The 12,555-nt window shown below is 34.0% G+C and carries 10 protein-coding genes; 7 read left to right on the top strand and 3 right to left on the bottom strand.

The window, feature by feature from the left end:
• The first annotated feature begins 191 nt into the window (after window positions 1-191).
• The 5 genes from AC5ZCW_RS17770 to AC5ZCW_RS17750 all read left to right on the top strand — a co-directional run bounded on the left by AC5ZCW_RS17770 (window position 192) and on the right by AC5ZCW_RS17750 (window position 4,265).
• A complete protein-coding gene (locus tag AC5ZCW_RS17770) occupies window positions 192-620 on the top strand; it encodes a toxin-antitoxin system YwqK family antitoxin (protein ID WP_496121047.1) in 429 nt (142 codons plus the stop codon).
• A 19-nt stretch (window positions 621-639) separates the two neighbouring features.
• The gene (locus tag AC5ZCW_RS17765) at window positions 640-1,605 is read left to right on the top strand and encodes a DUF6624 domain-containing protein (RefSeq protein WP_496121045.1); all 966 of its coding nucleotides are present in this window, start codon (window positions 640-642) and stop codon (window positions 1,603-1,605) included.
• A 115-nt stretch (window positions 1,606-1,720) separates the two neighbouring features.
• Window positions 1,721-2,683, top strand: a complete 963-nt coding sequence (locus AC5ZCW_RS17760) for a DUF6624 domain-containing protein (protein ID WP_496121044.1) — start codon at window positions 1,721-1,723, stop codon at window positions 2,681-2,683.
• Window positions 2,680-3,054, top strand: a complete 375-nt coding sequence (locus tag AC5ZCW_RS17755) for a BlaI/MecI/CopY family transcriptional regulator (RefSeq protein ID WP_343545159.1) — start codon at window positions 2,680-2,682, stop codon at window positions 3,052-3,054. The genes AC5ZCW_RS17760 and AC5ZCW_RS17755 overlap by 4 nt, the downstream gene beginning before the upstream one ends.
• Window positions 3,051-4,265 (top strand): M56 family metallopeptidase, encoded by a 1,215-nt coding sequence (locus AC5ZCW_RS17750; protein WP_496121042.1) that lies wholly within the window; start codon window positions 3,051-3,053, stop codon window positions 4,263-4,265. The genes AC5ZCW_RS17755 and AC5ZCW_RS17750 overlap by 4 nt, the downstream gene beginning before the upstream one ends.
• Before the next feature lie 222 nt (window positions 4,266-4,487).
• Here AC5ZCW_RS17750 and AC5ZCW_RS17745 read toward each other — a convergent pair whose 3' ends face one another.
• The gene (locus AC5ZCW_RS17745) at window positions 4,488-5,852 is read right to left on the bottom strand and encodes a saccharopine dehydrogenase family protein (protein ID WP_343545156.1); all 1,365 of its coding nucleotides are present in this window, start codon (window positions 5,850-5,852) and stop codon (window positions 4,488-4,490) included.
• Window positions 5,853-6,039: 187 nt separating this feature from the next.
• On the opposite strand from AC5ZCW_RS17745, the gene AC5ZCW_RS17740 reads away from it, so the two are divergent.
• Both AC5ZCW_RS17740 and pckA read left to right on the top strand, forming a co-directional pair.
• The gene (locus AC5ZCW_RS17740) at window positions 6,040-6,426 is read left to right on the top strand and encodes a DUF423 domain-containing protein (protein WP_308067518.1); all 387 of its coding nucleotides are present in this window, start codon (window positions 6,040-6,042) and stop codon (window positions 6,424-6,426) included.
• 301 nt (window positions 6,427-6,727) lie between these two features.
• Window positions 6,728-8,332 carry a phosphoenolpyruvate carboxykinase (ATP) gene (gene pckA / locus AC5ZCW_RS17735; RefSeq protein ID WP_496121041.1) on the top strand — a complete coding sequence of 535 codons (1,605 nt, stop codon included), beginning with the start codon at window positions 6,728-6,730 and terminating at the stop codon, window positions 8,330-8,332.
• 126 nt (window positions 8,333-8,458) lie between these two features.
• Here the strand turns inward: pckA and AC5ZCW_RS17730 are convergent, their stop codons facing one another.
• Window positions 8,459-9,517, bottom strand: a complete 1,059-nt coding sequence (locus tag AC5ZCW_RS17730) for a phytase (RefSeq protein ID WP_496121040.1) — start codon at window positions 9,515-9,517, stop codon at window positions 8,459-8,461.
• A gap of 76 nt (window positions 9,518-9,593) precedes the next feature.
• Entirely contained in the window at window positions 9,594-12,404 is a 2,811-nt protein-coding gene (locus AC5ZCW_RS17725; protein WP_496121039.1) for a TonB-dependent receptor, read from the bottom strand.
• Between the last annotated feature and the right edge of the window lie 151 nt (window positions 12,405-12,555).

The raw sequence follows: 12,555 nt of genomic DNA, 5'->3' as shown, positions 1-12,555 counted from the left end.
AAGTTTAATTCAGATACAAATCCGTTCAGAAATGAGCGGATTTTTTTGTTTCCCATGTTTTAAGATTCAAAAGAAAAACCTTTATCACTTTGCACCTCTGAACCTTTGCTTCTAAAAAAGAAACTTTTTTCTTGCATATTTAAAATTTAACTCTACATTTGTAGAAACGAATCTATAGTTGTAGAGCAATAATGAATTTGAAAAATATCTTTTTAGCATTTCTTGTAGGTTCAATGCTTTTGGGTTGCAAAAGCCAGCCGATTAATCAGAAAATTGACAAGAAAAAAGAAGGCGTTTGGATAGATAATTATACGCAGGATGGTACAAATTATAAATCGTATGAATATTATAAAAATGATCTTCCGGTAAAAAAGTGGAAATCATACATTAATGGGAAAATCTATAAAACAGAGAAATATAAAAACGGAATCTGTGTCGTGAAAAGTTATTACGAAAACGGAAAATTGGAATCCAAAGGAAAAACTAAATTTGAGACTGATTCGGTTCAGTCGCATTGGTTTTATTTTGGAGAATGGAAGTTTTATTCGGACAAAGGAAAATTAAAAGGAATCAAAAATTACGATAAAGGAGAATTGATTTCAGAACAAAATATTAAATAAACCAACTAACCTCTAAACCATGAAAAAAATAATCACGCTTTCTTTTCTTTTAATGAACTGCTTTTTACTACAAGCCCAAACGTATAAAGAATGGACTCAAAAAGCAGATTCTTGCTACCGAGCACAAAACTATAAATTGTCTGTTGATTTTTACGAAAAAGCCTTTAAAGTAGAAAACAAAGATTCTGGTGATTTTTACAATGCAGGATGTTCTGCAGCTTTGGCTCAGGAAAATAAAAAAGCATTGAATTGGCTGAATTTAGCAATTGATAATGGATTTGAAGATATTGCTCGTATGAAAAAAGATAACGATTTAAAATCTTTGCATGAAGATAAGGACTGGAAAAAAATGATCGCTAGATTTCAAAAGAAAAGAGATATTGTTGAAGTTAACTATGATAAACCGTTACAGAAAGAACTTTTGGATATTTATGCAGAAGATCAGGATATTCGTGGTGCGGCCATGAAAATTATTAAAACAGATGGTCGTGGAAGCAAAGCTTTGGACAGTATTGGCAAAATTATGAGTTATAAAGACAGTATAAATTTAATTAGAGTTATCAAAATATTGGATGAAAAGGGTTGGGTAGGAAAAGACGTTGTTGGCTCTCAGGCTAGTCAGGCGTTGTTTTTAGTGATACAGCATGCCGATTTAAAATATCAGCAAAAGTATTTGCCCATGATGAGAGATGCCGTTAAAAAAGGCAATGCAAAAGCAAGTTCTTTGGCTTTATTAGAAGACAGAGTTGCTTTGCGTGAAGGAGGAAAACAAATTTATGGAAGCCAGGTAATGAATCATCCGATTACGAAGAAACCCTTTGTTTCTCCGCTTGAAGATCCCGATAATGTAGATAAAAGAAGAGCATCAGTAGGACTGGGAACTTTATCAGATTATCTTAAATATTGGAATGCAACTTGGGATGTTGAGGCTTATAAAAAAGAACTTCTTGAACTAGAGGAAATCATTCGTCAAAAAAAAGGTTAAGTAAGAATGGTTATTAGAAATGAGTTGCTAAGAAACGAGATAATGAAAATAAATTCGTGACAAAAGAAAATTAATTTGAGAACATATTAATTTAATAAAAGGCTAAATTTAACCTATGAAAAAATCGATTGTTTTTATTTTACTTGTAATCAATTTTGGCTTTTTAAATGCTCAAACGTATAAAAACTGGGTTCGTAAAGCAGATTCGTGCTATACGGCAAAAAACTATGAATTGTCTGTTTCGTACTACGAAAAAGCTTTTAAAATAGAGCAGAAATCATGGTCAGATTTGTACAACGCGGGCTGTTCTGCTTCTATGGCAAGACAGCATAAAAAAGCATTTAAATGGCTGAATCTTTCGATCGATAACGGATACGAGAATATGGCGCATATTAAAATTGATAATGATTTAAAACCTTTGCACTCGGAAAAAGAATGGAATAAAACAATTGACAAACTCCAGAAGAAATTAGATATTATTGGGGCAAATTATGATAAGGTGCTAGAAAAACAACTTGCAGAAATTTATACCGAAGATCAGGAAATTCGTGGGGAATTTATGAATGTTTATAGAGCCGCCAAACCTGATAAAAAGAAAATTGACAGCATTGGTAAAATCATGCAAAGAAAAGACAGTATTAATCTCATTAAAGTGACGAAAATACTGGACGAAAAAGGCTGGTTAGGAAAAAATGTTGTAGGCTCTCAGGGAAATCAGACTTTATTTCTGGTGATTCAGCATGCCGATTTAGAATATCAGCAAAAATATCTGCCTATGATGAGAGAGGCGGTTAAAAACGGAAATGCCAATCCGGGAAATCTGGCGTATTTAGAAGATAGAGTGGCTTTGAGAGAAGGAAAAAAACAAATTTATGGCAGTCAGAGTTCAATGAATAAAAAGACTAATAAAATTCGTATATCGCCCATGATAGATCCAGATAATGTAGATAAAAGGCGTGCAGAAGTCGGACTTGGAACTATGGCCGAATATGCAACGAAATTGAATATTGACTGGAATTTGGAGGAATATAAAAAGGAATTGGCTGAAACAGAAAAACTTGAAAATACAAAACCATGATACAATTGTCAAATGCAGAAGAACAGTTAATGGAGTATTTATGGAAGCTTGAAAAGGCTTTTATGAAAGATTTGCTCGAAGCGTATCCGGAACCAAAACCGGCAACAACAACCGTGGCGACGCTTTTAAAACGAATGATCGATAAGAAGTTTGTGGCGTATAATGAATTTGGGAATTCTCGGGAATATTATCCGCTGGTAAAGAAAACAGACTATTTTGCAAAACACGTAAAAGGACTAATTAGTAATTTCTTTAATAATTCGGCTTCGCAATTTGCTTCGTTTTTTACAACCGAAACCAATTTATCGTCTTCAGAATTGGAAGATCTTAAAAAAATAATCGATTCAGAAATTCAAAAAAAGAAAAAATGATAACGTATCTTTTAAAATCGGGTTTACTGCTTGCTGTTTTTTATGCAGTGTATAAATTGTTGTTAGAAAACGAAAGGATGTTTCGTTTTAATCGTGCTTATCTTCTCGGAAGTTTGATTTTTAGCCTAATTATTCCGCTGCAATTGTTTTCGATTGCATCATTTTTTCCGTCAAAAATTAAAGCAATTCAGCTAGATGAAATAATGATTGTGTCTAATCAATCAATCTTAAACGAAGTTTCGTACAATCAAATCGTATATTTCTTTTTAGGTGCAATTTATGTTCTAATTGCAGCAATTTTACTGATTCGATTTGCTATAAATGTGTCTTCCTTTTTCTTTAAAATGAAAAAGAATTCGGTACAATTTATAGACAATCAGAAACTTGTTTTAATGAAAGAATCGATTTTGCCACACTCTTTCTGGAATGCTATTTTTATTAGTAAAGAAGATTTTGCAAATGGAAAAATTCCATCAGAATTAATCGCTCATGAAAAAGCACATTTAGAGCAAAAACATACATTGGATATTCTTTTTGTTGAGGTTTTACAAATCGTATTTTGGTTTAATCCGATGTTTGTTTTGTTTGAAAAAGCCATAAAGCTCAATCATGAATTTTTGGCCGATGAAGCCGTAAATAGACAATTTGGTGAGATAAAAAATTACCAGAATCTGCTGTTAGATTTTGCTTCAAATAAACAAACTGTTGCTTTGGCTAGTACTATCAATTATTTAATAACTAAAAAACGCTTGCTTATGATGACCAAAAAAGAATCGGCAGTAAAAGAAATCGGCAAAGTATTTATTGTTGGAGTTGTTTGCAGTTTGTTATTGTTTGCTTTTAATGCAGAGGCAGCTGTACAAACCAGTTTTAATGGAAAAAACAGTATTGATGTTAATGAAAAGGCAGATGTTACTCAGCCACAATTTCCTGGCGGAATAGAAAAGTTCTATATGTTTGTGGGACAAAATTTTAAAATGCCAGAAGAGTTTTCGAAACAAAAGAAGGATGGAAAGCTTTTTATTGAATTTATGGTCGAAAAAGATGGAAGTCTGTCTGAGTTTAAAGTCGTAAAAGATTTAGGTTATGGAGCTGCAGATGAAGCAATAAGAGTTTTGAAACTTTCGCCAAAATGGATTCCCGCAACTGAAAATGGTCAGGCTGTTCGCGTGTTGTATTCGTTGCCTATAACGCTTCAGAGTGAGAAATAGAGGTTCTGAGTTTCTAAGCTGCTAAGCTGCTGAGTTTTTTTCTTTGTCAAAGTTTCAAACTTTGACAAAGATTGGAGTTTGTCCAAAACCTTTATCGCTTTGTGCCTTTGAACCTTTGTCTCTTTGCACCTCAAAATAAAAAAATCCGCTTCTTGATGGGAGAAGCGGATAAAATTAAAAACTAATTAAAAAAAAATTCTAAAAATAAACATGCAACCTAGACTAAAACAAGTCTGGATTGTAACCAAAATAAGGTACATTTTGTTCGTTAAAAATGACCCCGTATTCTTCTAATTCCTTCAAAATAGGTTCGTAAACTTCTTTTTTAATTGGAAGCTGAACGCCTGGAGTTGTGATTTTTCCGTTTAAGATTAACAAAGTGGCAATCGCAACCGGAAGTCCGACTGTTTTTGCCATTGCAGTATAAGTTTGGTCTTCGCCAATGCAAACCATTTTAGAGTCGATTTGTTTCTTTTCTCCATTCAGTTCGTAGCCAAACTTGTGATACATCACAATCATATCTTTATCTTCTGGTTCAAGAGCCCAGCTTTCAGATAATATTTTCTCTAAAATTTGCGCTGGAGTAGCATTTGGCAGATTTACTTTTTTGTTTGGGTTAAATAAATCCAACTCCAAAAGTTTATCCCACATAATATCGTCCTGATCGATTTTTAGAATCAATCGAGTTTTAATTTCGACAGAATCTGTTGGATGATAAGGAAGAAAAGAATTGATGAACTGACGATAACTCATATTTTCTGACCCCTCCAAAACATAGCTATCATCAGTCATCCCGAGCTGTACAAACATATTCCAAGCGCGAGAATATCCCACTCTTCTGATTGTACCTCTATATAAGGTAAGAATATCATCTAAACCATAAACCGATCTATATTTAAGCGAATCGCGATTAGAATAAGCTTCAAATTTTCCGTAGCCTTCTACTTCAAGAAATTCGGTTCTTCTAAACAAAGCGCTATACGGAATGTATTTATAAGTTCCTTCCTGAATAAACTTTGCAGCACCGCCTTGTCCCGCCAAAACAACATTTCTTGGCGCCCAAGTAAATTTGTAGTTCCATAAATTATTGTCAGATTCCGGAGCTACAAGTCCGCCGCAGAAAGATTCAAACAAAAGCATTTTACCACCTTTTGATCTGATCTCATCAATAACTTTCATGGCGCTCATGTGGTCGATGCCTGGATCAAGGCCAATTTCGTTCATGAAGATCAGATTATTTTTGATAGCTTCTTCATTTAAAGCCTGCATAGCATCGCTGATATAAGAAGCCGTAACAAGATGTTTTTTGAATTCCAGACAATCTTTTGCAATTTCGATATGCAGATGTGCGGGAAGCATTGAAATTACGATTGATGCATTTGCAATAGCTTTCTTTCTTTCGTCGGCATTAAAAATATCTAAGGCAAGCGGAGTGGCATTTGGGTGATTTTGTGTTTTTGCTTTCGCAAGATTCAATGAAAGGTCAGCTACCGTTAAATGCAGCTTTTCTTCATTAGATTTTGATAGTAAATATCGAATCAAAGAAGATGCAGATCTTCCTGCTCCAAATATTAAAATGTTTCTCATGTCTTAAATATTTAACACAAATATATTTAAATGTTATAAATATAACAATTCAAATTAAAGAAAATAAAATTATTTTTTTCGCAAAACCCCAAAAATAATTTGATTTTGTTCTAAATAATCTAGGAACAAAGGCGGTTTTTCAGTTCGTTTGAAGTATTTTTGTTTGAAATTTCAAAAGAGATATATTATGAAAAGAAGAATCGTTTTAACTGGAGCTTTTATTGGTATGTTAGCTATTATTTTGGGCGCTTTTGGTGCTCATTTATTGAAAAAATATCTTTCGGTTGATCAATTAAATACTTTTGAAGTTGGTGTTCGCTACCAAATGTATCATGCTCTTTTTCTTCTATTTTTATCTACCCAAAAAGATATTGCAGAGAAGACTCTAAAAACGATCTATAATTTAGTTGTGGCAGGCGTTTTACTTTTTAGTGGTTCGATCTATTTATTGGCAACAAAAGACTATACACTTTTCGAATCTAAAATTATCGTATTCGCAACACCTTTGGGTGGTTTCTTATTAATTATTGCTTGGGCGCTATTATTCTTTACGATTTTGAAGAGAAAATCATAAAATCCCGAAAAAAAAATTCTGTCTAAGAATTAATCTTTAATTTTGTCACATAAATAACATATAACTTTATTTGTGTGACTTTTTTGTATTTTCTGTTGTCAAACAAAAATAATATAACAAATTCGCGTATAAGGTTGTAAATAAACAAATTAGAGGCGGTTATTTTTTTCTTTTTATAATTTTTAAAGTGAAATTTCTCTTTTTTCATATAAATTAAAGTGAAATTTAAGTATTTTAAAAGAAATAAAAATAAATCTGTAATTTTGCTTTAAACAAAAAATCACACACAACTTAAAAACTTATGGACACTAATACAGTTTTCGCGCAATCGATTTCGTTAAAAGAGTTAGGAATTGAAAATGCAAAAGTTCGTTATCAACTATCTGCAGATGAATTACATGCGATTACTTTGCAGTCAGGTCAAGGTGTTGAAAATTCTACTGGAGCGTTAGCAATTAATACAGGTGAATTTACAGGCCGTTCTCCACAAGATCGTTTTATCGTAAAAGATGATATTACAAAAGATCAAGTTTGGTGGGGAAATGTAAATATCCCATTTGAGCCCCAAGCTTTTGAAAAGCTTTATAATAAGGTAACAGCATTTTTATCAGACAAAGAAGTTTTTGTTCGCGATTCTTATGTTTGTTCTGATCCAAATTATAGATTGAATGTTCGTGTTGTAACAGAAACTGCTTGGTCAAACTTGTTTTGCTACAATATGTTCTTACGACCAGAAGATTCAGAACTGGCAAATTTTACTCCAGAATGGACAGTAGTTTGTGCTCCAAGTTTTATGGCAGATCCTGCTGTAGATGGAACACGCCAGTCTAATTTTGCTATTTTAGATTTTACTAAAAAAATTGCTTTAATTGGTGGAACAGGTTATACTGGAGAAATGAAGAAAGGAATTTTCTCTGCATTAAACTTTATTCTTCCAGTTTTCAAAAATACACTTCCAATGCATTGTAGCGCCAATGTTGGTGAGGCAGGAGATACAGCAATCTTCTTCGGATTGTCTGGTACAGGAAAAACAACTTTATCTGCAGATCCAGAGCGTAAATTAATTGGAGACGACGAGCACGGCTGGACAAACGAAAACACTGTTTTCAATTTTGAAGGCGGATGCTATGCAAAAGTGATTAATTTAACAGAAGAAAATGAACCAGATATTTTTAGAGCAATCAAAAAAGGAGCGCTTTTAGAAAATGTGGTTTTCAAAGCAGGAACAAACGTAGTTGATTTTGACGATGTTTCTATTACACAAAATACTCGTGTAAGTTACCCAATTACACATATTGATAATGTACAGCCAGGTTTGGTAGGACACAATCCTAAAAATATATTTTTCTTAACTGCTGATTCTTTCGGAATTCTGCCTCCAATCTCAAGATTGACTCCAGGTCAGGCAGCGTACCACTTTATTTCTGGCTATACAGCAAAAGTTGCTGGAACAGAAGCGGGTGTAACAGAGCCACAACCTAATTTCTCTGCTTGTTTTGGAGCACCATTTATGCCTTTGCACCCAACGCGTTATGCTGAAATGTTGAGCAAAAAAATGAAAGATGCGGGAGTAAAAGTTTGGTTAATCAATACAGGATGGACTGGTGGTGCTTACGGAACAGGAAGCCGTATGAAGCTTAAATATACTCGTGCTATGATTACTGCTGCATTAAAAGGAGAACTGAATGATGTAGAGTTTAAAAATCATGAAGTATTTGGAATTGAAATTCCTCAAGATTGTCCAAATGTTCCAGTGGAAATTTTAAATCCTAGAAATACTTGGGAAGACAAAGATTTATACGATAAAAAAGCGTTGGAATTGGCTCATAAATTCAAAGCTAATTTCGCCAAATTTGAAGAGTTTGCTAATGCTGAAATCTTAGCAGGTGCACCGATTACAGAATAAAAGGAATTATTTAATTCAAAAATAAAAAAGCTGTTCAGAAATGAACAGCTTTTTTTAGTTGGTTTCCAATCGCAGTAAAAAAAATAGACACTGAACACGGGACTGCGACTGAAAACCTTGAAACTTTTATTTTTTAGCTTCGTCTATGCGTTTTTGAATTAAATCCCAAGTATAATAGTGGAAAGTCATTCCGTTGCTCATCGCTACGAAAAGTCCATTTTTGAATTTTGGCCCTAGATTTACACTTGTAGCATCTGCACCATCGCATTCGATTGTAGAAGTTGGAACTTCAGCTAATAACGGATGATTGTTTGGATTTCCGTTGGCGCCTTCTCTAGGATAAACCATAAAAGAATTTGCCTGTTGGTTAGATACTAAAATATATCCTGTAGAATCTGTTTTTTTGTAAATCGCGATTCCTTCGTGGTCTGCTTTGAAATCTTTCTGACCAAAGAAAGCCAATTCTTTATTATCGTTTAAAGCCGGATCTGCCTTGTATTTTCTAATTCCAGCCTGTTCATCGCAATAGTACACGAAACCTAATTCGTTGTCTACTGCAATAGCCTCAATTTCTTTTTTACCGCTGTACGTTCCGAATTTGCGGACCACTTTTGCAGCAGCAAATTTTCCGTTTCCAGAAAGTTCATATTGCCATAAATAACTTCCAGAAGGGCCTGTTTTTCTTCCTACAATAGCAAAAATCTTCCCATCGCTTGGGCGAGTGTATAATGAAACTCCCATTGGATCGCGTTGCGTTTCTCCTTCAAAAACGGGAATTCCGCCGTTATCAATTGGCTCTAAATCAGGTAAACTAAAAATTCTGATTTTGTTTTCTTCACGTTCAGTTGTTACGGCAACATCAACTTTTTTTCCGTCAATAATTAATCCGTAAGCGATATCAACGTTGTTCGGACGTTTTAGCGGAATTGATTTTTTAAGGATTTTTCCATTCAAATCAAAAGCATACAAACCGCCGTCTGTGTCTTTATCTGTTCCAACAATAATACTTTTTGAAGCATCTGTAGGGTTTATCCAAATTGAAGGATCATCTGTATCATGAGGTAGTGCTTCTGTAACAATTGTTGGTTTTACAGCATTTGGCTGAACTGGCGCTAATTTATCGTTTTTGCAAGCTGTAAAAGCCAAGCTTAAAAGTAAAAAAGCAACTAAAGATTTATTTTTCATTTGTATAGTATATTTTAATGCAATTAGACAGAGCATTAAACTCTGTCTAATTTAAGAATTTTATAAAAGTGCAGAATTACAAGTCTAATTTCAATCCGAAATTGTAACGTGGCTGGTAGTATTCTGCTTGTTTTGTATGAGCCGCAACTCCTTGGTAGTAACGTAACGGCTGGTTTGTTAAGTTATTTGCTTCTGCAAAAAAGCGAAGTTTTGGAGTAATCTTATAAGCTGCATTTGCATCTAAGAAAAACTGCTTATCATAGTAACTGTCTTTGTAAGACTCAGAACCTAATTCATCTAAATAATCAGAAGTAAAGTTGGTTGAGATTCTAGCAGAGAAACGCTTGTTTTCCCAAGATAAAGATCCGTTAAACATGTGAGGCGTTGTTCCAGGAAGACTAATGTCGTTTCTTTCATTTCCATCTTCATCAGCAATTCCGCTTGCTTTAGATTTTGTGTAGGTATAGTTTAAATAGATACCAAAACCTTTTAAGAACTTACCAGGCAAGAAATCTAACTGACGCTGAAAAGCAACTTCAAATCCGTAAACATCAACATTTTCTCCGTTTCTTGATTGTAAGAATGACCAGTTTTCTCCCGCTGGAATTGGATTTGCCTGATTTGGAAAATCGGCTGCGAATTTTTCAGCAGTATATTGGTTGTCACTATAGTTGTAAATGAAATCATTTAATCTTTTGTAGAAAACACCTCCAGAAATTAAACCAACAGATTTGAAATAGTTCTCTGCCATAAAATCATAGTTGTATGAATATGTAGCATTAAGATCTGGATTTCCAGCTGTAATTTCTTTATCGGCAGCAATGTTATTTACATAAGGTGCTAATGCGTAGTAGTTTGGTCTTGCTAATGCTGTTGTAGCAGCAGCTCTTAAAACTAGATCTTTTGTTGCATTGTATTGTAATGAAATACTAGGCAATAAATTAGTGTAAGAGTTGGTATTGTTGATTTTGCTTTCTAATTCTTCCTCATCCAATACACGGTTTCCTGTATAATCGATATGCGTATTTTCGACACGGAAACCTAAAACCATAGAAAGTTTATCGTTAAAATCCTGATCCCATCTTACATAAGCGGCAGTAATTCTTTCTTTAGCATTATAGTTTACAGCTAAATATTCTGCTGGATCTGCTTCTTTTTCGAATAGAGAAGCATTGTTCAAATCTAAACTTCCTAAGAAAGAAGCCGAAGCGAAAGTTCCTGGTACATATTTGCTTCCTGGATTAAAATCTTTTCCGTCATAATAACTTGTTGGAACTTGCGATAATAATTCCATATCGTCGTTTAGTGGAGTGTAAGAATAGAACATATTGTTTCTTTCTTTTTCTTTTAAACGAAGTCTAAGACCAGTTCTCAATCTTCCTTTTTCTCCAGCAATTACAGAGAATGGGAAACGGATATTTACTTTAGCGCCAAACTCGCTTTCGCTTGTTTCGTCTGTGTTTTCAGTAACCGAGTCAAATTTAAATTTGTCAACAGATTCTCCAACAGTTGTCATTAAAGGAAATCTGATATCAGATAAATCTTCAAACATTTCTAAACCTTTCTGACGGTATTCGATGTAACGCTCACCTGGACGGTATTCTCTAGCTTTTGCATAGTTAGCAGACCAATCTAAATCTAATGTAGAGTTGATTAAATGTTCTCCACGAATAGAATAGTTTTGTACTCTTTGGTCTTCTAATCTTCTGTTTTTATTTCTGCTGTTGTCTAAACCTCCTTTTGTCTGACGTTTTACACGACCTTCAAAACCAACAATTTCTTCACCATTATAAAGTGGCTCAATATCATCGTAAGTAGTTCTGAAACGGTTTTCTCTATCATCTCTCCAGTTGTAGATGGCATTTGCAAAAATGGTATTGTTGTCGTTGAATTTATAATCTAAAGCAACAGAAGCACTACGACGGATACGTTGTACATCATATTTTCTAATTTCAGATGCTTGTAAGTACTCATTTCCAAAATCATCTTTTACCCATTCGTTTTCGATGTTATCAGAACCGTAATCCACATTATTGTATGATCCGCTAAAAACTACTCCTAATTTATCGTTTGCAAAACGGTTACCATAAACTAAACCAGCAGTGTAAGAAGCGTGATCGCGAATTGGTAAATATCCTCCAGCTAGAGTTGCAGAAATTCTTTCTCCGTTTGGAGTTGCTCTTGTAATTAAGTTTACAGAACCTCCAATTGCGTCAGCATCCATATCTGATGTAAGCGTTTTGTTTACTTCGATTGTAGAAATCATATCAGACGGAATTAAGTCCATTTGTACGTTTCTGTTATCTCCTTCTGCAGATGGAATTCTGTCACCATTTAAAGTTACAGAGTTCAAAGACGGAGCCAAACCTCTAATAATAATGTTACGCGCTTCACCTTGGTCATTTTGCATTGTGATACCTGGAACACGTTTCAAAGCATCTCCCACGTTAGCATCTGGAAAACGTCCCATTTGATCTGAAGAAATTACGTTTCCGATGTTTTTGTTGTTCTTTTGTTGGTTCAGCGCTTTTGCCTGACCTTTTAAGATGTCTCCAACAACAACTTCTTTCAATTCATTTTCAGAAGCTTTAAGAGCAAAGTCAATTACATTGTTTTTTCCTTGCTCTACTTTTATTTCTTGAGTTAAAGTAGCATATCCAATATATTTTACTTCAACTTTGTAAGTTCCTTCGTTAATATTTAATAACTCGAAACGACCGTTATAATCAGAAACGGTGTATTTTTTCTCGCCTACAATTTGAACCATAGCTCCAGGAAGAGGCAGTTTGTCATCAGCATCCAATATCTTTCCAGAGATAATGGCCTTCTGTGCAAAACCTGTAAAGGCGAATAAAAAGAATGCGGTTAATAGATAAAATTTTTTCATTGTGTGTGTTTAGTTTGATTTTCGATTGCGAAACTAAGGCCTGCGTATTACTAAAGCCTTGAAAAAAAATTAACATAGTGTTATGATTCCTAGTCAACATTAGAAATAGATTAATGTTAAAATAACATTTAATAAAAAAAGGAATTTTATA

This window comes from Flavobacterium sp. PLA-DH12, assembly GCF_059511845.1.
Note: the sequence above shows the minus strand (reverse complement) of the source record. Positions and strands in the feature narration are given on the sequence as shown.

Bases quoted from the DNA above. Each gene is read 5' to 3' on its own strand.
- AC5ZCW_RS17770 (WP_496121047.1), top strand. From the start codon at position 192: ATGAATTTGAAAAATATCTTTTTAGCATTTCTTGTAGGTTCAATGCTT.
- AC5ZCW_RS17765 (WP_496121045.1), top strand. From the start codon at position 640: ATGAAAAAAATAATCACGCTTTCTTTTCTTTTAATGAACTGCTTTTTA.
- AC5ZCW_RS17760 (WP_496121044.1), top strand. From the start codon at position 1,721: ATGAAAAAATCGATTGTTTTTATTTTACTTGTAATCAATTTTGGCTTT.
- AC5ZCW_RS17755 (WP_343545159.1), top strand. From the start codon at position 2,680: ATGATACAATTGTCAAATGCAGAAGAACAGTTAATGGAGTATTTATGG.
- AC5ZCW_RS17750 (WP_496121042.1), top strand. From the start codon at position 3,051: ATGATAACGTATCTTTTAAAATCGGGTTTACTGCTTGCTGTTTTTTAT.
- AC5ZCW_RS17745 (WP_343545156.1), bottom strand. From the start codon at position 5,852: ATGAGAAACATTTTAATATTTGGAGCAGGAAGATCTGCATCTTCTTTG.
- AC5ZCW_RS17740 (WP_308067518.1), top strand. From the start codon at position 6,040: ATGAAAAGAAGAATCGTTTTAACTGGAGCTTTTATTGGTATGTTAGCT.
- pckA (WP_496121041.1), top strand. From the start codon at position 6,728: ATGGACACTAATACAGTTTTCGCGCAATCGATTTCGTTAAAAGAGTTA.
- AC5ZCW_RS17730 (WP_496121040.1), bottom strand. From the start codon at position 9,517: ATGAAAAATAAATCTTTAGTTGCTTTTTTACTTTTAAGCTTGGCTTTT.
- AC5ZCW_RS17725 (WP_496121039.1), bottom strand. From the start codon at position 12,404: ATGAAAAAATTTTATCTATTAACCGCATTCTTTTTATTCGCCTTTACA.